The organism is Kitasatospora sp. NPDC054795 (assembly GCF_053611565.1).
In genome coordinates this window covers 65,050-84,749 of the sequence record NZ_JBSHAP010000004.1, presented here as the reverse complement: position 1 = coordinate 84,749, position 19,700 = coordinate 65,050, and the positions used below count along the sequence as shown (strand labels likewise).

General features: G+C 72.5%; 16 protein-coding genes and 1 pseudogene. 10 read left to right on the top strand and 7 right to left on the bottom strand.

From position 1 onward, the window contains the following. Nucleotides 1-195 precede the first annotated feature (195 nt). Nucleotides 196-1,188, bottom strand: a complete 993-nt coding sequence (locus tag ACWGJO_RS02625; protein ID WP_452181783.1) for a tetratricopeptide repeat protein — start codon at nucleotides 1,186-1,188, stop codon at nucleotides 196-198. 401 nt (nucleotides 1,189-1,589) lie between these two features. Between ACWGJO_RS02625 and ACWGJO_RS02620 the strand changes: the two genes are divergently transcribed. Continuing rightward, on the top strand, nucleotides 1,590-2,279 hold the full coding sequence (locus tag ACWGJO_RS02620; RefSeq protein ID WP_452181822.1) for a TetR/AcrR family transcriptional regulator: 690 nt from the start codon (nucleotides 1,590-1,592) through the stop codon (nucleotides 2,277-2,279). Nucleotides 2,280-2,355: 76 nt separating this feature from the next. Here the strand turns inward: ACWGJO_RS02620 and ACWGJO_RS02615 are convergent, their stop codons facing one another. From ACWGJO_RS02615 to ACWGJO_RS02605, 3 genes are all read right to left on the bottom strand, one after another. After that, nucleotides 2,356-4,041 carry an acyl-CoA mutase large subunit family protein gene (locus ACWGJO_RS02615; protein ID WP_452181782.1) on the bottom strand — a complete coding sequence of 562 codons (1,686 nt, stop codon included), beginning with the start codon at nucleotides 4,039-4,041 and terminating at the stop codon, nucleotides 2,356-2,358. Nucleotides 4,042-4,247: 206 nt separating this feature from the next. Further along, complete coding sequence (locus ACWGJO_RS02610) at nucleotides 4,248-4,589, bottom strand: DUF3817 domain-containing protein (RefSeq protein WP_359899903.1); 342 nt, start codon at nucleotides 4,587-4,589, stop codon at nucleotides 4,248-4,250. A 76-nt stretch (nucleotides 4,590-4,665) separates the two neighbouring features. Further along, nucleotides 4,666-5,202 (bottom strand): MarR family winged helix-turn-helix transcriptional regulator, encoded by a 537-nt coding sequence (locus ACWGJO_RS02605; RefSeq protein ID WP_359899905.1) that lies wholly within the window; start codon nucleotides 5,200-5,202, stop codon nucleotides 4,666-4,668. A 497-nt stretch (nucleotides 5,203-5,699) separates the two neighbouring features. Between ACWGJO_RS02605 and ACWGJO_RS02600 the strand changes: the two genes are divergently transcribed. Next, nucleotides 5,700-7,331, top strand: a complete 1,632-nt coding sequence (locus ACWGJO_RS02600) for a M4 family metallopeptidase (RefSeq protein WP_452181781.1) — start codon at nucleotides 5,700-5,702, stop codon at nucleotides 7,329-7,331. Nucleotides 7,332-7,728: 397 nt separating this feature from the next. Then, complete coding sequence (locus tag ACWGJO_RS02595) at nucleotides 7,729-9,354, top strand: M4 family metallopeptidase (protein WP_380348673.1); 1,626 nt, start codon at nucleotides 7,729-7,731, stop codon at nucleotides 9,352-9,354. A 151-nt stretch (nucleotides 9,355-9,505) separates the two neighbouring features. Here ACWGJO_RS02595 and ACWGJO_RS02590 read toward each other — a convergent pair whose 3' ends face one another. Further along, the gene (locus ACWGJO_RS02590) at nucleotides 9,506-9,817 is read right to left on the bottom strand and encodes a DUF3817 domain-containing protein (RefSeq protein WP_380348672.1); all 312 of its coding nucleotides are present in this window, start codon (nucleotides 9,815-9,817) and stop codon (nucleotides 9,506-9,508) included. A gap of 266 nt (nucleotides 9,818-10,083) precedes the next feature. On the opposite strand from ACWGJO_RS02590, the gene ACWGJO_RS02585 reads away from it, so the two are divergent. From ACWGJO_RS02585 to ACWGJO_RS02565, 5 genes are all read left to right on the top strand, one after another. Next, a complete protein-coding gene (locus tag ACWGJO_RS02585) occupies nucleotides 10,084-10,881 on the top strand; it encodes a DUF2127 domain-containing protein (RefSeq protein ID WP_359899911.1) in 798 nt (265 codons plus the stop codon). 103 nt (nucleotides 10,882-10,984) lie between these two features. Continuing rightward, nucleotides 10,985-11,623 (top strand): AIM24 family protein, encoded by a 639-nt coding sequence (locus ACWGJO_RS02580; protein WP_359899913.1) that lies wholly within the window; start codon nucleotides 10,985-10,987, stop codon nucleotides 11,621-11,623. After that, nucleotides 11,623-12,273 carry an AIM24 family protein gene (locus ACWGJO_RS02575; protein ID WP_452181780.1) on the top strand — a complete coding sequence of 217 codons (651 nt, stop codon included), beginning with the start codon at nucleotides 11,623-11,625 and terminating at the stop codon, nucleotides 12,271-12,273. Before ACWGJO_RS02580 ends, ACWGJO_RS02575 begins: the two co-directional genes overlap by 1 nt. Nucleotides 12,274-12,515: 242 nt before the next feature. Next, complete coding sequence (locus tag ACWGJO_RS02570) at nucleotides 12,516-13,325, top strand: AIM24 family protein (protein ID WP_452181821.1); 810 nt, start codon at nucleotides 12,516-12,518, stop codon at nucleotides 13,323-13,325. Nucleotides 13,326-13,365: 40 nt separating this feature from the next. Further along, nucleotides 13,366-13,881 carry a MarR family winged helix-turn-helix transcriptional regulator gene (locus tag ACWGJO_RS02565; RefSeq protein ID WP_359899917.1) on the top strand — a complete coding sequence of 172 codons (516 nt, stop codon included), beginning with the start codon at nucleotides 13,366-13,368 and terminating at the stop codon, nucleotides 13,879-13,881. 60 nt (nucleotides 13,882-13,941) lie between these two features. Here ACWGJO_RS02565 and meaB read toward each other — a convergent pair whose 3' ends face one another. After that, nucleotides 13,942-14,898 carry a methylmalonyl Co-A mutase-associated GTPase MeaB gene (gene meaB, locus ACWGJO_RS02560; protein ID WP_359899919.1) on the bottom strand — a complete coding sequence of 319 codons (957 nt, stop codon included), beginning with the start codon at nucleotides 14,896-14,898 and terminating at the stop codon, nucleotides 13,942-13,944. 86 nt (nucleotides 14,899-14,984) lie between these two features. Continuing rightward, nucleotides 14,985-16,178, bottom strand: a complete 1,194-nt coding sequence (locus ACWGJO_RS02555; protein WP_452181779.1) for an acetyl-CoA C-acetyltransferase — start codon at nucleotides 16,176-16,178, stop codon at nucleotides 14,985-14,987. 251 nt (nucleotides 16,179-16,429) lie between these two features. Between ACWGJO_RS02555 and mce the strand changes: the two genes are divergently transcribed. Further along, the gene (gene mce, locus ACWGJO_RS02550; protein ID WP_316526247.1) at nucleotides 16,430-16,870 is read left to right on the top strand and encodes a methylmalonyl-CoA epimerase; all 441 of its coding nucleotides are present in this window, start codon (nucleotides 16,430-16,432) and stop codon (nucleotides 16,868-16,870) included. 566 nt (nucleotides 16,871-17,436) lie between these two features. Continuing rightward, nucleotides 17,437-19,700 (top strand): annotated as a pseudogene (locus ACWGJO_RS02545) (hypothetical protein); the annotation flags it as partial.

Below are 19,700 nucleotides of genomic sequence, written 5' to 3'. Positions count from 1 at the left end.
TGACGCCTTGAAGGAACCGTGATGGCGAAATCCGCCGGAAACACCAGCGAAACACCCGCGGGTGGTCACACATGGTGACCACCCGCGGGTGAAATCAAGATTTGGTAAACCTCTGTTCGGTTGACCGGATTGTCGCCAAATCCCCAGCGACACCGCAGGTCATCCGCCGTGCCAGACGGCGGACCTGATCCGGACTCAGAACAGCACGCGCGCCAGCGCCGTACGGGCCGCGACGACCCGCGGGTCCTCCGGGCCGATCACCTCGAACAGCTCCAGCAGGCGCAGCCGAGCGGCGTCCCGGTCCTCACCGGCCGTCCGCCCGACGGTGGTCACCAGACGCCCGAAGGCGTCCTCGACGTGACCGCCGACCAGGTCCAGGTCGGCCGCCTTGAGCTGGGCCTCGACGTCCTTCGGGTCGGCGGCGGCCGCCGCCCGGACGGCCTGGAGGTCCAGGCCCTCGATCCGCTTCAGCAGCTCGGCCTGGGCCAGGCCCAGCTTGGCCTCGGTGTTGCCCGGCTGCTCGAGCAGCACGTTCTGGTACGCCCGGATGGCACCGCCCAGGTCACCGGAGTCCAGCGCGTCGTGCGCGGCGGACAGCGCCGGGTCCTCGGGACGCTGCGGCGCGGCGGCCTCGGCCTCGCCCGGGACGGCGGCGCCGCCGGCCACGCCGAAGCGCTGCTCGGCGACCAGGATCAGCTGGTCCAGGATCTTGCGGATGTTGGCGGCGCTCTCCGCGCCCTGGAACAGCGGCACCAGCTGGCCGGCCACCACGGCCATCACGGCCGGGATGCCCTGGATGCCGAACTGCTGGGAGAGCAGCTGGTTGGCGTCCACGTCGATCTTGGCGAGCACGAAGCGGCCGGCGTACTCCTCGGCCAGGTCCTCCAGGATCGGGCTCAGCTGCTTGCAGGGCCCGCACCACTCGGCCCAGAAGTCGATGACGACCGGCACCTCGGTGGAGCGCTGGACGACCTCGGTCTCGAAGGTGTCCTCGGTGACGTCGATGACGAGCTGCTGGGCGGACTGGGCGGGGGCGGCTCCGGCCGAATCGGCGGCGGCCGCCTGCCGGGCCCGCTCGGCCCGGGCAAGCTCGGCCTTCTGGGCGGCTTCGCCGGCCGCCTTCACTGCGGCGAGGTCGACCGCGCCGCGCAGGGCGGAGCTGTTGAGACGCGAATTCCGTGGCTGCATGGCACCATCCTCCCCCGTCCGCGCTGCTCGCGGGCACCATCCTCCGGAAAGTCGCCCCGCGCGGACCGCGCGGCACGGAATTCCGGGCGCGGTGCCGCTCCCCCGGTAGCCTGGACCGTTCGGCGCGGATCCCCACCCGCGCCCGCGCCGCTCCCGTCCCACGGGACGCGGCGCCTGGCTGTCACTGCTTTCGCTACGAGTCGTAGCGTAACTGGAGCCGGTGCCCCGCCCGCAAGCCCCACCGGCGGTTCGGGGACGTGACCTGCCCCACTTTCCCGGGCCGCCCCGCTGCCCGAACGGGCGAACAGTCGCTACCGTTACCAACCCCACCCAAGTTACTTACCAGTAAAGCGCGAGGAGGCCCGGTGCCGGCCGCCCAGCCCCCAGCGAGCCCGGACAGCGTGGAGCCCGCCGAGCCCACGGCCCGGACCTGCCCCGACCCGGCCGGCGCGGCCCCCCACCGGACCGCCGCCACCCCGGAACCCGCGGGCGCCGCCCGGGCCAAGGGCCGCCCCCGCAGCGCCGCCGCCGACCGCGCGATCCTCGACGCCACCCGCGAGGCGCTGGCCGAACTCGGCTGGGGCGGACTGACCATGGGCCATGTGGCGAGCCGCGCCGGGGTCGCCAAGACCACCCTCTACCGCCGCTGGCCGTCCAAGAACGAGCTCGTGGTGGACGCCGTCGCCACCCTCTTCGACGACCTGGTGATGCCCGACCTCGGCAGCCTGCGGGCCGACATCGAGGCCGTGGTGGCCCAGTTCGCCGATCTGCTGGCCCGCCCGGAGACCCAGGCCGCGCTGCTCGCGCTGTTCGCCGAGGGGACCCGCGACCGCCAGCTGCGGCGCCGGATCCGCGAGTCCATCGTGGATCCGCAGAAGCGGCTGGTCCGCCAGGGCCGGGCGGCTGCCCAGGCACGCGGAGAACTCGGAGCGGACTGCGACGCCGACTCGGCCCGCGAGGAGGTCGACATCATCTTCGACACCATCGCCGGCACCGTCGAGCACCGCGTCCTGGTCAGCGGCGAGCCGATCACCCCGGAGTGGACCCGCCGCTTCACCGACCTGCTGCTCGGACCGCTGCTCGCCGGCTGAGCGCACGGCGGAGCCGCCGTACGGGATCCCGGTCCCGTACGGCGGCTCCGCTCCGGCCTCGGCCTCGGCCTCGGCCTCAGAACATCGCGTTCTCCTGGTACGTCCCCCACTCCTGCCGCAGCGCGTTGCAGATCTCGCCCAGCGTCGCCTCGGCGCGCACCGCGTCCAGCATCGGCGGGATCATCGACTCGCCCGAGCGGGCCGCCGCCAGCATGGCGTCCAGCCCGGCGCGGACGGCCGCCTCGTCCCGGGCCACCTTGCGCTCGCCCAACGCCCGGACCTGCTCGCGCTCGACCTCGTGGCTGACCCGCAGGATCTCCAGCTCGGGGGTGACGCTGCGCGGGTGGCAGTTGACGCCGACCACGCGCTTGTCGCCCTTCTCCACCGACTGCTGGTACTGGAAGGCCGCCTCGGCGATCTCCCCGGTGAACCAGCCCTCCTCGATGCCGCGCAGGATGCCGGAGGTGATCGGGCCGATCTCGTGGTCCTCGCGGCCCTTGTCGAGGATCCGCTGGAAGATCGCCTCGGCCTGCTGCTCGATCCGGTCGGTCAGCGCCTCGACGTACCAGGAACCGCCCAGCGGGTCGGCCACGTTGGCGACGCCGGTCTCCTCCATCAGCACCTGCTGGGTGCGCAGGGCGATCTCGGCGGCCTGCTCGGAGGGCAGCGCCAGGGTCTCGTCCAGGGCGTTGGTGTGCAGCGAGTTGGTGCCGCCGAGCACCGCGGCCAGTGCCTCCACGGCGGTGCGGACCACGTTGTTGTACGGCTGCTGCGCGGTCAGCGAGACGCCGGCGGTCTGGGTGTGGAAGCGCAGCCACTGCGCCTTGTCGGTCTTGGCACCGAAGCGCTCGCGCATCCAGCGGGCCCAGATCCGGCGCGCGGCGCGGAACTTGGCGATCTCCTCGAAGAAGTCCAGGTGCGCGTCGAAGAAGAAGGACAGGCCGGGCGCGAAGACGTCCACGTCCAGGCCGCGGGACAGGCCCAGCTCGACGTAGCCGAAGCCGTCCGCGAGGGTGTACGCCAGCTCCTGCGCGGCCGTCGCCCCGGCCTCGCGGATGTGGTAGCCGGAGACCGACAGCGGCTTGTACGCGGGGATGCCCTCGGCGCAGTAGGCCATCAGGTCGCCGATCAGGCGCAGGTGCGGCTCGGGGGCGAAGAGCCACTCCTTCTGCGCGATGTACTCCTTGAAGATGTCCGTCTGGAGAGTGCCGTTGAGCACCGCCGGGTCCACGCCCTGGCGCTCGGCGGCGACCAGGTACATGCAGAAGACCGGCACGGCCGGGCCGCTGATCGTCATCGAGGTGGTGACCTCGCCGAGCGGGATGCCGTCGAACAGCACCTCCATGTCGGCGGCCGAGTCGATGGCCACGCCGCAGTGGCCGACCTCGCCGAGCGACTTCGGGTCGTCCGAGTCGTAGCCCATCAGGGTGGGCATGTCGAAGGCGACCGAGAGGCCGCCACCGCCGGCGTCCAGGATCATCCGGTAGCGCTCGTTGGTCTGCCGGGCATTGCCGAAGCCGGCGAACTGGCGGATGGTCCAGGTGCGGCCCCGGTAGCCGGTCGGGTGCAGGCCGCGGGTGTACGGGTACTCGCCCGGCCAGCCGATCCGCTCGAAACCCTCGTGGGCCTGCCCGGCGGGCGGGCCGTAGACCGGCTCGACCTCGTCACCGGAGAGGGTGCTGAAGTCCGCGTCCCGCTTGCGGGCCTTGTCGTACCGCTGCTGCCAGCGCTGCCGGCCGCGCTCGATCTCCTCGGCGTCCATGACCCCGAACTCCGCTCCATACGGCCGCCACGGCGACGGGCGGCACAACTAGTAGGACGTCCTAACAATTTACTCGGACGTCCTAGTACTTGTCGACGGACAACCGCCCGCGCGGCCCGGAATCCCTCCGAATGGCCCACGAAACGCCGGGAGCGCCCCTCCCCCTGATCGGGGAGGGGCGCTCTCGGCGGCGCGGGCGGCGGGGCTCAGACCCCGGCCGGCTGGCGGGCGGCGCCGCCCGCCGGGAGCTTCTCGGCGGCCTCGCGGGCCACCTTGCGCTCGAAGACGAAGGAAAGGAAGGGGATGCAGCCCGCCGCCAGGGTCAGCACCAGCCGGCCCATCGGCCACTTCAGCTTCTGCCCGAGCAGGAAGGTCACCACGAAGTACCCGATGTAGAGGTAGCCGTGCAGCATCGCGACGTACGTGGTCACGTCCTCGGCCGCGCCGAAGCCGTACTTCGCGACCATGAAGCCGCAGAACACCAGCAGCGCCACACCGGTCGCTACGGCCAGGGCCCGGTACCAGCCCAGCAGGGGGGTCGCCTTCATGATCTTCCTCGCGTCGCTCGGCAGTATCGGCCGGTACGCCCGGATCCGCGCACCGCTCCAACGAGGGTAGCCGCCCTCACGCCGTCCCCTTCGCAGCCCCCTCGCCCGGATCGGTGAAGTCGCCGGCGGCCACCCTCAGCGGCCTGAGCAGATCGAAGACCTGGCGGCACTGCTCCTCGCCGTACTCCTCCAGCCCGAACTCCATCGCCATCAGCCGCCCGGTCGCCTCCTCGACCACCTCGCGGCCGCGCCCGGTGATCGTGGCCAGCACGCCGCGGCCGTCCAGCGGGTTGGGCCGGCGGGCGACCAGGCCGGCCCGCTCCAGGCGGTCGACGGTGTTGGTGACGCTGGTCGGGTGGACCATGAGCCGCTCGCCGATCTTGGAGAGCGAGAGCTCGCCGGTCCGGCTGAAGGTCAGCAGCACCAGGGCCTCGTAGCGGGCGAAGGTCAGCCCGTACGGCTTGAGCACCGCGTCCACCCGGGAGAGCAGGATCTGGTGGGCGCGCATGACCGAGGTGATCGCCGCCATCGAGGGGACTGCGCCCCAGCGGCGGGTCCACAGCTCGTCGGCGCGGGCGATCGGGTCGAAGTCGAGAGCGAGGGGCTTGGCCACCTCCTTACCGTACCGGCGGACGGGATGTGTGTTACCAGGCGTCCTGATGGTGGACAAGCGCAGCACGTGGCGAGAACCCGCCAATCGGACGGCCAGGTCCATACCAGGACATTGCGTCGATGTGAACGCGCGACAACGGGCTCCCGACGCACCGGGATTGACCTCCGATCAGCCCGGCGCCGTGCCACCAGGCCTCGGTTCGGACGGTAACCCGCTGCAAGGCCGGGCGATTCCTCCCTTTTGTCGGCCCGTTCACATTCCTCGGCCGTGGCGGGACTTGGCCAATTCATGAGCAAGACCTGTCATTTGATTTGCTCGATTGTCATGCTTTCGGCCAACCCGTTCGGTAGCCACCACCCCCACCCACCGGTGGCACAGCCGCTCCGACCGCACGGGGACCTGCACGTCAGCGCTCGTTCCGCCCCTCAGGTGCCGGCCCGGCCCCCCGGAACGCCGCGCGACCGCGTCCGTTCGCGGTTTCCCGGAAGGACTCGTTCGTGAAGCGAAAGCTCGCCGCAGTCGCCGTACTCTCCGCCACCGCCCTGCTCGCCGGCGTCGTCCAGGTGAGCGCCGTGGCCGTCGCGGACCCCGCCCCGCAGTCCCAGGGCGCGCAGCAGCGTGCCGACCTGATCGCCCTGGCGAACGGCCAGGCCGGCAAGGTGGCGCACGCCCTGGCCCTGGGCGGCCAGGAGCAACTGGTGGCCAAGGACGCCGTGGTGGACGCCGACGGCACCCGCCACCTGCGCTACGAGCGCACCCTGGCCGGCCTCCCGGTCCTGGGCGGGGACCTGGTGGTGCACCAGAAGGCCGACGGCTCGACCACCTCCGTGGACAAGGCGACCGGCGCGACCCTCGCGCTGCCGAGCCTCACCCCGCAGATCCCCGCCGACCAGGCCGCCGCCCAGGCGACCGGCGCCGTGCAGTCCACCGTGGGCATCGCCGCCGACGAGGACGAGTCCCCGCTGACCGAGGTCCACCAGACCGGCAAGGCCGAACTGGTCGTCTGGGCCGCCGACGGCAGCCCGCGCCTGGCCTACCGCACCACGGTCGAGGGCCTGCGCGCCGACGGCACCCCGAGCCGTCAGCTGCTGGTCACCGACGCGGCGAGCGGCCAGGTGCTCTCCAGCCACGAGCAGGTCCGGACCGCCTCCGGCACCGGCAAGGGCGTCTTCGTCGGCACCGTTCCGCTGACCACCACCCAGAGCAGTTCGAACTACCAGCTCAAGGACGCGACCCGAGGCGGGCAGGCCACCTACACCCTGAAGGGCAAGACCTCCGGCTCCGGCACGCTGGTCGCCAACACCACCAACAGCTTCGGCAACGGCCTGGCCTCCAACGCGGAGTCCGCCGCGGTCGACGCCCAGTACGGCGCGGCCGCCACCTGGGACTTCTACAAGAACACCTTCGGCCGCAACGGCATCAAGAACGACGGCGTCGGAGCCGCGAGCCGGGTCCACTACGGCCGCAACTACGTGAACGCGTTCTGGGACGACTCCTGCTTCTGCATGACCTACGGCGACGGCACGAGCAACACCCACCCGCTGACCGAGCTGGACGTGGCCGGCCACGAGATGAGCCACGGCGTCACCTCCGCCACCGCCAACCTCAACTACTCCGGTGAGTCCGGCGGCCTCAACGAGGCCACCTCGGACATCTTCGGCTCCATGGTCGAGTTCTACGCCAACCTGCCCGCCGACAAGCCGGACTACCTCATCGGCGAGCTGATCAACATCAACGGCGACGGCACCCCGCTGCGCTACATGGACCAGCCCTCCAAGGACGGTGCCTCGGCCGACTACTGGTCCTCCACCGTCGGCAGCAAGGACGTCCACTACTCCTCCGGCGTCGCCAACCACTTCTTCTACCTGCTCGCCGAGGGCAGCGGCGCCAAGACGATCAACGGCGTCAGCTACAACAGCCCGACCTCCAACGGCTCGACCCTCGCCGGCATCGGCCGGGACAAGGCCGCGCAGATCTGGTACAAGGCGCTGACCACCTACTTCACCTCCACCACCAACTACGCGGGCGCCCGCACCGGCACCCTCAAGGCCGCCGCCGACCTGTACGGCGCGAGCAGCGCCGAGTACAGCGCCGTCGCCGCCACCTGGAGCGCCGTCAACGTCAACTGACGCACCGCACAGGCGCACCGGACGCCCGGGACCTCCATCGGGAGGGCCCGGGCGTCCGGCCGTTGCGGAGGGCTGTCAAGGCCGGGCGGCTGGCGGAGTCCCGCCAGGGGGACGAACCGCCGAAACCGGGCAGCGGGCGGCAACCGAACCATCCGTACCGGGATTGGCGGTTCCTGGCCAATCCCGGAGGCGCCCTGTCCATCCCTGCCAACGATTGTCATGCTTCTGACCAAGTCCCGTCCGACCCTCCGCCGCCCCCACCCACACCCGGCGGAGCGTCAGGAACCGCACGGGACCGGCACGTCCGCGCCCTACCGCCCCAAGGCGCCAACCCCGGCGCCCCGGTACGCGGCGCACCCGCACGCACCCGCGGGTCTCGTGGAAGGAACCCCCGCACGTGAAGCGAAAGCTGACTGTCGGAGCCGTACTCTCCGCCACCGCCCTGCTGGCCGGCGTCATCCAGATCGCCGCCGCCCCCGCCCAGGCCGCCGCCCCCTCGCCGGCCCAGCAGCAGTCCGCGCTGCTGGCGCTGGCCTCCGGGCAGAGCGCCCCGGTCGCCCAGGCCCTCGCCCTCGGCGGCCAGGAGAAGCTGGTGCCCAAGGACGTCGTGGTGGACAAGGACGGCACCCGCCACCTGCGGTACGACCGGACCTACGCGGGCCTGCCGGTCATCGGCGGCGACCTGGTCGTCCACCAGAAGGCCGACGGCTCGGTGAAGTCCGTCGACCAGGCCTTCGCCGGCCGGCTGTCGGTGCCCAGCCTCACCCCGGGCCTCGCCGCGCCGCAGGCCGCCGAGGCGGCCACCGCCGCGGTGCGGGCGACCGTCGGCATCACCGCCGACGCGGACGAGGCGGCCCTCAGCCGGGTCGACGGCGCCGGCGCTCCCGAGCTGGTCGTCTGGGCCGCCGACGGCACCCCGCGCCTGGCCCACCGCACGGTGGTCTCGGGCCAGCGCTCGGACGGCACCCCGAGCCGCCAGGAAGTGATCACCGACGCCGCCACCGGCCAGGTGCTCGCCAGCGACGAGAAGGTGCAGACCGCCACCGGCACCGGCAAGGGCGTCAACGTCGGCACCGTCACGCTGACCACCACCCAGAGCGGTTCGAACTACCAGCTCAAGGACGCCTCCCGGGGCAACCAGTCCACCACCGACCTGAAGGGCGGCACCTCGGGCAGCGGAACGCTCTTCAGCAACACCACCAACAGCTTCGGCAACGGCACGCCCTCCAACCGCGAGTCCGCCGCGGTCGACGCCCAGTACGGCGCCGCGGCGACCTGGGACTACTACAAGAACACCTTCGGCCGCAACGGCATCAAGAACAACGGCGTCGGCGCCGCGAGCCGCGTCCACTACAGCACCAACTACGTCAACGCGTTCTGGGACGACTCCTGCTTCTGCATGACCTACGGCGACGGCGCGAGCAACACCCACCCGCTGACCGCCATCGACGTCTCCGGCCACGAGATGAGCCACGGCGTCACCTCCGCCACCGCCGGCCTGATCTACTCCGGCGAGTCCGGCGGCCTCAACGAGGCCACCTCGGACATCTTCGGCACCATGGTCGAGTGGTCCGCCAACCTCCCGGCCGACCCGCCGGACTACCTCATCGGCGAGAAGCTCAACATCAACGGCAACGGCACCCCGCTGCGCTACATGGACAAGCCCTCCAAGGACGGCGCCTCGGCCGACAACTGGTCCTCCACCGTCGGCAACAAGGACGTCCACTACTCCTCGGGCGTCGCCAACCACTTCTTCTTCCTGCTCGCCGAGGGCAGCGGCGCGAAGGTCATCAACGGGGTCAGCTACAACAGCCCGACCTCCAACGGCTCGACGGTGACCGGCATCGGCCGGACCAAGGCGGCCGCGATCTGGTACCGCGCCCTGACCGTCTACATGACCTCCACCACCAACTACAAGGCCGCCCGCACCGCGACCCTGAAGGCCGCCACCGACCTGTACGGCGCGAGCAGCACCGAGTACAACACGGTCGCCGCGGCCTGGAGCGCGGTGAACGTCAACTAGGGCGTGCCCGGCACGCCCCGACCGGCCCCGGCGCGAACCGCCGGCAGGACCGGCCCGAGCCACCCCCGGTAAGAAACGGCGACAGGCTGCCGCGGCCCTTTGGGAGAGGAGGCCGCGGCAGCCTGTCGACCGTCCACGATGACGCCGGGGCTCAGGCGGTGGCGGGCTTCGGCTCGCCCCGCTCCTCGCGGGCGAGCATCCGCTCGGCGAAGAAGCCGCCGGTGGGCAGCACCGCGAGCACGAACATCAGGACGCCGCGCTTGGCGTCCCACTTCTGCGCCTGCCAGGCCTGGATCCAGAAGACCGCGTAGAGGATGAACAGGACGCCGTGGACCATGCCCATCACCGGGACGGCGTCGAACGAGGTGGTCCGCTTCAGCACCGAGCAGATCAGCAGCAGGATGAAGGAGACCCCTTCGGGGCCGGAGACCAGGCGCAGGCGGTGGACGGCGCTGCTGTTCACGATGGATACCTCAATACGGGGGTCGGCGGCGCGGGCGCGCTTGTGAAGCAACTCACAAGCCTTCCGGCCATTATCGCCGAGCACACGTACGGACCCCCGGCCGGGGGTGGCCACCGTGCCCGATCTCACAGCGCCCGCCCGCCCTGTCACAGCTGTGTGCCGGAACGCCTCCGAGCGCGACCGCCCGTCACCGGGAACCCCTATCCTGCTGCCCGCGCGCCCACCGATCCGGGCGCCGACGCATCGCACACGGGGGTAGTCGCCACATGCTCAAGCTCGACTGGGACCGCAGGACCTGCGCCAGGCGCGGTCACACCACCTACGCGCCGACGGAACCCGAACTGGCCTCCCGGCTGCACGCCTCCACCGCCCTCGGCGACGCCTGGCGCTGCCTGCGCTGCGGCGACTTCGCGCTGGGCGACCCGCACGGCTCCGGCCCGGCCGAGGACGCGCCGCTGGTGCCGCGCGGCAAGGCGCTGCGGGACCTGTTCATCCTGCGCTTCCTGGCCGTCGAACGGGTGCTGCGCGGGCTGCTGATCATCGTCGTCGCCTGGGCCGTGTGGAAGTTCTCCAACAGCCAGGACGCGGTGCACCGGGTGTTCGACGAGAACCTCACGGTCTTCAGGCCGGTCACCGACCACTTCCACTGGGACCTCGAACACGCCCCGATCGTCGAGACCATCCGCAAGACCTTCGACTTCAAGAAGAGCACCCTGCTGATCGTCGCGGGCGCCCTGATCGCCTACGCGGTGATCGAGATCGTCGAAGCGGTCGGCCTGTGGCTGAACAAGCGCTGGGCCGAGTACCTGACGGTGGTCGCCACCGCGGCCTTCCTCCCCCTGGAGGGCTACGAGCTGAGCCACCACGTCAGCGCGCTCAAGGTCTGCACCCTGGTGCTGAACATCGCGGCGGTGCTCTGGATCATGCTCTCCAAGCGCCTGTTCGGACTGCGCGGCGGCGTGGTGGCCTTCGAGGCGGAGCGCCACTCGGCCTCGCTGCTGGAGGTCGAGCAGGCGGCCGGCACCGTTCCGCGCCCCGGACAGGGGGCGCACGCCCGAGCCTGAGCGGGGCGCGCGCCCCGGCCTGACCGGCGCGTTTGTCGCAGGCCGGTACCAGTTGGCCCGCGCACCCTCCCCGGACCACGGCCGCAGCGGCTAGATTGCGGCCGTGGCACAGTTCAGACTCCAGGGATCGCGCGTGCTCGCCGTCGAATTGGGCGGGGACGCCGTCAAGGCGCGAAACGGTTCGATGGTCGCCTACACCGGGCAGATGGCCTTCAAGAAACTGACCGGCGGCGGGGACGGCCTGCGCGGCATGGTCACCCGCCGGCTGACCGGCGAGAAGATGACGGTCATGGAGGTGAAGGGACAGGGCACCTGCTACTTCGCCGACAAGGCCACCGAGATCAATCTGGTCCGGCTGAACGGCGAGACGCTGTACGTCGAATCGGACAACCTGCTCTGCACCGAGTCGACCCTGCACACCGGCACCAGCTTCACCGGGCTCAACGGCATGTCCTCCGGCAACGGCCTGTTCACCACCAAGGTGGAGGGCCACGGCTGGGCGGCCGTCACCTCCAACGGGCCGGCCGTCATCCTGCGGGTCGACAAGAGCATGCCGCTGCGGGTGGACCCGGGCGCGTACGTCGCGCACACCGGCACCCTGCAGCGCAGCCTGAAGTCGGGCGCGGGCTGGACGACGATCATCGGCGAGGGCGGCGGCGAGGCCGTCCAGATCGAGTTCACCGGCGAGGGCCTGGTGTACGTCCAGCCCTCCGAGAAGGTCACCATCGGGGGCGACGTCTGATGGGCTTCACGAAGATCAACGGCAAGATGGTCGAGGCCCAGGTCCTACCCGGGCAGCGGCTGTTCAGCCAGCGCGGCGCGATGCTCGCGTACAGCGGCGACGTCCGCTTCACGCCGAACATCACCGGCGGGCAGGGCGGCGTGATGTCGATGATCGGCCGCCGGGTGGCCAACGAGGACACCCCCCTGATGACCGTCGAGGGCCAGGGCCGGGTGATGTTCGGCCACGGCGGCCACCACGTCCACGTGATCGACCTGTTCGGCGACACCCTCTACGTCGAGGCGGACCGGCTGCTCGCCTTCGAGGGCACGCTGCGGCAGTCCACCATGTTCATGGGCTCGCAGGGCGGGGTGATGGGCATGGTCCGCGGCCAGGTCACCGGGCAGGGCCTGTTCACCACCAAGCTGGAGGGCCAGGGCTCGGTCGCGGTGATGGCCCACGGCGGTGTCTTCGAGCTGCCGATCCTCCCCGGCCAGTCGGTGCACGTCGACCCCCAGGCGTACGTGGCGCACCGCGGCGACGTGCGCAACAAGCTGTCCACGGCGCTGGGCTGGCGCGACATGATCGGCCGCGGCTCGGGCGAGGCGTTCCAGCTGGAACTGTCCGGGCAGGGCGCGGTGTACGTCCAGGCGAGCGAGGAGAAGCTCTGATGTCCCACCCGCCGCAGCCCCCGTACGGCTCCCCGCACAACCAGCCGACCCAGCCCGGCTTCGCGGTCCCGCCGCCCCCGCCGAACTACGGCCCGCCGCAGGACTACCCGCCGCCCCCGCCCGGCGGCTACCCCCCGCCGCCGCAGCAGCCGTACGCCCAGCAGGCCCCGCCGCCGCCCCAGCAGCCGTACGGCCAGCAACAGCCGTACGCCCAGGAGCAGTTCGGCGGACCGGTGGCCCCGCTGCCGACCGGCCACGGCGGCACCGGTCCGGTGGTGTGGGACGCCCACAGCCTGCCGGCCGGCGACAACGTCAACCCGTACGCCTTCTCGGTCGACCTGAACGGCTCGTACTTCCTCCAGAAGGGCAAAATGGTCGCCTACTACGGCGACATCACCTTCAAGGGCGTCGGCGCCGGGGCGGTCGACCGGATGCTCGGGCAGCACTTCAACTCGCCGATGCACGCGGCGGACTGGGTGGTCGCCGAGGGCCGGGGCAAGCTGCTGCTGGCCGACCGGGCGTTCGACCTCAACTCGTACGACCTGGACGAGGGCAACCTGACCGTCCGCTCCGGCAACCTGCTGGCCTTCGACCCGACGCTGCGGCTCAAGCAGTCGATCATCCCGGGCTTCCTGACCCTGATCGGCACCGGCCGCTTCGTCGCCGCCTCCAACGGGCCGGTGCACTTCGTCGAGCCGCCGATCCGGGTCGACCCGCAGGCGCTGGTCGGCTGGGCGGACTGCCCTGCGCCGTGCCACCACTACGACCACGACTACCTGCACGGGCTGATCGGCGGCCTGCGCCGGCTGACCGGCTTCGGCGGGGCCTCCGGCGAGGAGCACCAGTTCGAGTTCATCGGCGCCGGCCAGGTGCTGCTGCAATCGAGTGAAAAACTCCTGGCCGAGCGGTCGGTCGGCGCGGTCGGGGCCGAGGCGGGCGTACCGATGGGCGGCGTGCCGTCCCAGCCGGGCACGGCCGGGCACGGCGGCGGGAATCCCAACATCCCCGGGCTCGGTAACCTGGGCGACCTCGGCCGACGTTTCGGTCTGTAAACTTGTACAAGATTGAACTAAATCGGCTATGCTTGGGAGCATGGATACGCACACGATCGACACTGCGGACACCCCTCCGCCGCAGCCCGAGGAGGAGACTCCCTGGCTGACCGCCAGGGAGCAGCGGATGTGGCGCGCCCATCTGGAGGTCGCCAAGCTGCTGGACTACCAGCTCAGCCGCGAACTCCAGCCGCACAACCTCGCGATCAACGACTACGAGATCCTGGTGGTGCTCTCCGAGGCGCCGGACCGCCGGATGCGGATGACCGACCTCGCGACAGCCACCCTCCAGTCGAAGAGCCGCCTCTCCCACCAGATCACCCGGATGGAGAACGCCGGCCTGGTCCTGCGCCAGGAGTGCCCCGGCGACCGCCGCGGCCTCTACGCCCACCTCACCGAACACGGCTGGGAGACCATGCAGCGGGTCGCCCCGGACCACGTGCGCAGCGTCCGCGCCCACTTCATCGACCGCTTCACCCCGGAGCAGCTCGACGACATGTACCAGGCCCTCGCCCCCATCGCCGAACACCTCCGCGGCCTGCGCGGCAAGCCGTAGCGCCGCCCCCGCACCACTCCGCCCCGCCACGACCACCGTCGCGGCGGGGCGGACCGCGTCTCAGCTCGCGGTCAGGCCGGCGACCAGCTCGTCGGCCGCGCCGTACGGGTCCAGCGCGCCCTCCGCCACCCGTTCGGCCAGGACGGCCAGGCGCCGGTCCCCGCGCAGGTCGCCGATCCGGGCGCGCAGTTCGGCCAGGGCGATCGCCTCGATCTCCTCGGCGGCCCGGCGGCGGCGCCGCGCGGCGAGCTCGCCGTGCTCCTCCAGCCACGCCCGGTGCTTCTCCAGCGCCTCGACCACCTCGTCCACGCCCTCGCCGCGGGCCGCGACGGTCTTGACGATCGGCGGGCGCCAGTCCCCCGGCTCCCGGGCCTCGCCGAGGCCCAGCATGTGGTTGAGCTCCCGGGCGGTGGCGTCGGCGCCGTCCCGGTCGGCCTTGTTGACCACGAAGACGTCGCCGATCTCCAGGATCCCGGCCTTGGCGGCCTGGATGCCGTCACCCATCCCGGGGGCCAGCAGCACCACGGTGGTGTCGGCCTGGGCGGCGACCTCGACCTCGGACTGGCCCACCCCGACGGTCTCCACCAGGATCACCTCGCAGCCGGCCGCGTCCAGCACCCGCAGCGCCTGCGGCGCCGCCCAGGAGAGCCCGCCGAGGTGGCCGCGGGTGGCCATCGAGCGGATGAACACCTCCGGGTCGGTGGCGTGGTCCTGCATCCGGACCCGGTCCCCCAGCAGCGCGCCGCCGGAGAACGGCGAGGACGGGTCGACGGCCAGCACCCCGACCCGCTTGCCGAGCCGCCGGTAGGCGGAGACCAGCGCCGAGGTGGAGGTGGACTTGCCGACCCCGGGCGAGCCGGTCAGGCCCACCGTGTACGCCCGCCCGGTGTGGGGCGCGAGCGCGGCCATCGCCTCCCGCAGCTGCGGCGCGGCGTTCTCGACCAGCGTGATCAGCCGGGCGACCGCCCGCGGCCGGCCCTCCCGGGCCTGCTCGACCAGCGTGGCGACATCGATCATCAGGAGCTCCTAGCGCAATGCCGTCGAATGCCGAAAGGGGCTGCGGACCGCCACTCGCGGTCCGCAGCCCTGGAGCGATCGGCCGGTCAGGCCTTCGGGACGCGCACGATCAGCGCGTCGCCCTGGCCGCCGCCACCGCACAGCGCGGCCGCGCCGACCCCGCCGCCGCGGCGCTGCAGCTCCAGCGCCAGGGTCAGCACCACGCGGGCGCCGGACATCCCGATCGGGTGGCCGAGCGCGATGGCGCCGCCGTTGACGTTGACGATGTCGGAGGAGACGCCCAGGTCCTTCATGGACTGGTGGGCGACGGCCGCGAAGGCCTCGTTGATCTCGATCAGGTCGAGGTCGGCGACCTCAAGGCCCTCCCTGGCCAGCGCGTGCTTGATCGCGTTGGACGGCTGCGACTGGAGCGAGTTGTCCGGGCCGGCCACGTTGCCGTGGGCGCCGATCTCGGCGATCCAGGTCAGGCCCAGCTCCTCGGCCTTGGCCTTGCTCATCACGACCACGGCGGCGGCGCCGTCGGAGATCTGCGAGGAGGTGCCGGCGGTGATCGTGCCGTCCTTGGCGAAGGCCGGGCGCAGCTTGGCCAGGCCCTCGACGGTGGTGTCCGCGCGGATGCCCTCGTCCTGGCTGAACAGCACCGGCTCGCCCTTGCGCTGCGGGATGGCGACCGGGGTGATCTCGGCGTCGAAGACCCCGTCGGCCTGCGCCTTGGCGGCCCGCTGGTGGGAGGCGGCGGCGATCTCGTCCTGCACCTCGCGCGGGATGCCCAGGCGGGTGTTGTGCTTCTCGGTGGACTCGCCCATCGGGATGTTCTCGTAGGCGTCGGTGAGGCCGTCGTGGGCCATCGCGTCGAGCATCGCGATCGCGCCGTACTTGAAGCCCTCGCGGGACTTCGGCAGCAGGTGCGGGGCGTTGGTCATCGACTCCTGGCCGCCGGCCACCACGATGTCGAACTCCCCGGCGCGGATCAGCTGGTCGGCCAGCGCGATGGCGTCGAGGCCGGAGAGGCACACCTTGTTGATGGTCAGCGCCGGGACGTTCATCGGGATGCCGGCCTTGACGGCGGCCTGGCGGGCCGGGATCTGGCCGGCGCCGGCCTGGAGCACCTGGCCCATGATCACGTACTGGACCTGCTCGCCGGTGATCCCGGCCCGCTCCAGAGCGGCCTTGATCGCGACGCCGCCGAGGTCGGCACCGGAGAAGCCCTTGAGGGAACCCAGCAGGCGGCCCATCGGGGTCCGCGCACCGGCAACGATCACAGAGGTGGTGTTGGTCATGGGACGGGCCCCTTCGCACGTCGTGGCCAGGTGAGGATGCGCTCAATGTACTGACCTGTTACCCGCCCGTCACCGGAGCGACAGTGTGATCGAGCGCACTGGCACCCTCCAGTCAACACCGTGCCGACCCGCTCCGGGTGAACCGCCCGCCGTGTGAGCAGGCTCGCACGCCGGGTACTGGCGTACGGCGCGGGCCATGCGCTGCACTTGGTGCACCTTTCCCACCGCCCTTCTCCACCCCGGAGGCCGTCGTGCTGACCCGCATCGACCACATCGGCATCGCCTGCCGAGACCTCGACAAGACGGTCGAGTTCTACCGCGCCACCTACGGCTTCGAGGTCTTCCACTCCGAGGTCAACGAGGAGCAGGGCGTCCGCGAGGCCATGCTCCGGATCAACGGCACCGACGACGGCGGCGCCTCCTACCTCCAGCTGCTGGAGCCCACCCGGCCCGACTCCACCGTGGCCAAGTGGCTGGAGAAGAACGGCGAGGGCGTGCACCACATCGCCTTCGGCACCGCCGACGTGGACGGCGACTCCGAGGCCATCCGGGACAAGGGTGTCCGGGTCCTCTACGACCAGCCGCGGATCGGCTCGATGGGGTCGCGGATCACCTTCCTCCACCCCAAGGACTGCGGGGGCGTCCTGACCGAGCTGGTGACCTCCGCACAGCAGGGCCACGACGAGCACTGATCCCCTCCCGGCCCGCCCCGGGGCGGGCCCCGCCCCGGCGGCGACCGACGGCCCGTCGGTCATGACCCGTCAGTAACCTGGCGGGAAGAGCCGGAAAACACCCCTGCGGCCATTCCCCCGCAGTGCGCTCCCACTACAATGCCCAGGTGCGCGACGGCTCCGGGGGACGGAGGCGACGGGCACGGCCGAAGACAGGCCCGTCCGCCCTCCGGTGGTCGGCCCGTCGCAAGGGGAGTCCATTACGCGGGCACGGCTGAACAGTCGCAAGACGGATCTGTCACCATTCTCCACAAGGCAAGAGTTCGCCCAGGAGTCCACTCGGACGGGGGAACGCGGCATCCCCGCGCTCCCGCGCCCCGGACTCCGACGACCGCGGCGGGCGGCCCCGACATGGCGGGGAGCCGTCCACCGGCTGCGGATGCAAGGACCAGTCGGACCGGCGCCCGGAACATCGGAGCCCGGCCCCGGCCCGGTCGAGGACGCGACCAGGAGATGGATGGGACCGCGGAGTGCGGGGCAACGACCGCTACGAGGCTGACGATCACCTCTCCCAGTTCGAGGCCGAGATGGGTCGGACTCGGAAGGAGCGGGACAAGGCAGTCGAGCATGCCGAGGACCTCGCCTACCAGGTGGAGGTACTGCGGGCGAAACTGCACGAGTCCCGCCGCATGCTCGCCCAGCCGCGCGCCTTCGACGCCGTCTCCGGCCAGGCCGAGCAGATGCTCCGCACCGCCGAGATGCAGGCCCAGCAGCTGCGCGCCGACGCCGAGCGCCAGCTGCGCGACTCCCAGGCCGCCACCCAGCGGATCATGGCCGAGGCCGCCGAGCGCACCGCCCGGCTGGAGGCCGACCTGGCCGCTCGCCGCCGCCAGCTGGAGGACGAGCTCACCGAACTGCGCCGCTCCGCCGAGCAGCACGTCAACGGCTGGGCCGAGCAGACCCGGGCCGGCTCCGAGCAGGAGGCCCAGCGGCTGCTCCAGGAGGCCCGCGCCGAGGCCGAGCGGATGGTCGCCGCCGCCCGTGCGGAGGCCGTCGCCCTCTCCGACCACGCCCGCGCCCGGACCGCCGCCGACGTGGACGCCGCCCGCGGTGAGGCCCAGGCCGCCGCCGAGGCCGCCCTGCAGCGGGCCCAGAACGACGCCGAGCGCCTGCTGCGCGCCGCCTCCGAGCAGGCCCAGCAGGCCGGCGCCCAGGCCGCCGCCGACGTGGACGCCGCCCGGGGCGAGGCCCAGCAGCAGCTCGCCGCCGCACACGCCGCCGCCGAGGGCCAGCTGGCCGGTGCCCAGGCCGAGATCGGCCGGCTCAAGGCGCAGGCCGCCGCCGAGCAGGCCCGGGCCGAGGAGCAGCTCGCCGCGGCCAAGGCCGAGATAGAGCGGCTGCGCGCCGAGGTGATCGCCGAGGCGGAGCGCACCCGCTACGAGGTCACCGAGCTGCGCGCCCAGGCCGAGCAGGCCGCCGAACAGCTCCAGGCCGACGCCGAGGCCGCCGCCGAACGCAGGGTCGCCGACGGCGAGGCCGCGAACGAGCAGCGCTCGCAGACCGCCCGGGCCGAGGTGGCCCGGATGGTCGCCCAGGCCACCAAGGAGGCCTCGGCGATCCGCGCCGAGGCCGAGGCCGTCCGCGACGAGGCCGCCACCAAGCAGGCCGAGGCCGACGCCGCCAAGGCCGCCGCGGCGGAGGAGAGCGAGCGGCTGCGGGCCACCGCCGAGTCGGTGGCCACCGAGCTGAAGGCCGAGGCCGCGGCGGCGATCGCCGAGCTGCGGGCCCAGGCCGAACGGGACGTCGCCGAGCTGCGGGCCCAGGCCGAGGCCGACGCCCAGCGGCTGCGCGGCGAGGCCGAGGAGGCGGGCCGGGCGGCCGGCGCCAAGGACGCCACCGTTCACCTCGCCAAGGCCGCCAAGACCGCCGAGGAGGTGCTCGGCCGGGCCGACCAGGACGCCGAGAACGCCCGCGGCGAGGCCGCCGCCGAGGCCGAGCGGATCCGCGCGGAGGCCGCCGCCGAGGCGCAGCGGCTGCGCGAGCAGGCCCAGGCCGCCGTCGAGCAGGCCCAGAACGCCGCTCTGGACGACGCCGCCGCGATCCGCGAGCGGATCGAGCAGATGCAGGACGAGGCGGCCCGGCTGCGGGCCGAGGCCGAGGAGCTGCGCGCCCAGGCCGCCGCCGAGGCCGACCGGGTGCGCGGGGAGGCCCGCCGCCAGGCCGTGGCCCAGATCGAGGAGTCGGCGAAGAACGCCGAGGAGCTGCTCAGCAAGGCCAAGGCCGACGCGGACGAGCTGCGCGCGGGTGCCGCCGGGGAGATCGAGCGGCTGCGCGAGCGGGCCCAGGAGCAGGCCGCCGAGACCCAGGGCCGGGCCGAGCAGACCCTGACCCGGGCCCGCGCCGAGGCCGGCAAGATCACCGAGGCGGCCGAGCAGCAGGGCCTGGACGCGCTCGCCGCCGCCAAGGCCGCGGCCGCCGAGAACCGGGCCGCGGCCGAGCGCGAGACCGCCGAACTCCGGCGCGAGGCAACCGAGTTCGACCAGCAGGTGCGCGCCGGGGCGACCGCCGCGGCACAGGCCCTGACCACCGAGGCGCAGGCCGAGGCGACCTCCGTCCGGGACGCCGCGGTGGCCGACGCCGAGCGGGTGCGCACGGAGGCCGACACCGAGGCCGCCCGGGCCCGGGCCGAGGCCGAGGCCGAGGCCGACGCGCTGCGCGAGGAGAGCCTGCGCGAGCGGGAGGAGGCGGCCGAGGGGCTGCGGCGCGAGCGCGAGGAGACCTCCGAGCACCTGGACGCCGCCGAGGCCGCCCGCGAACAGGCCGAGCAGGCCGCCGCGGAACTGCGGGCCCT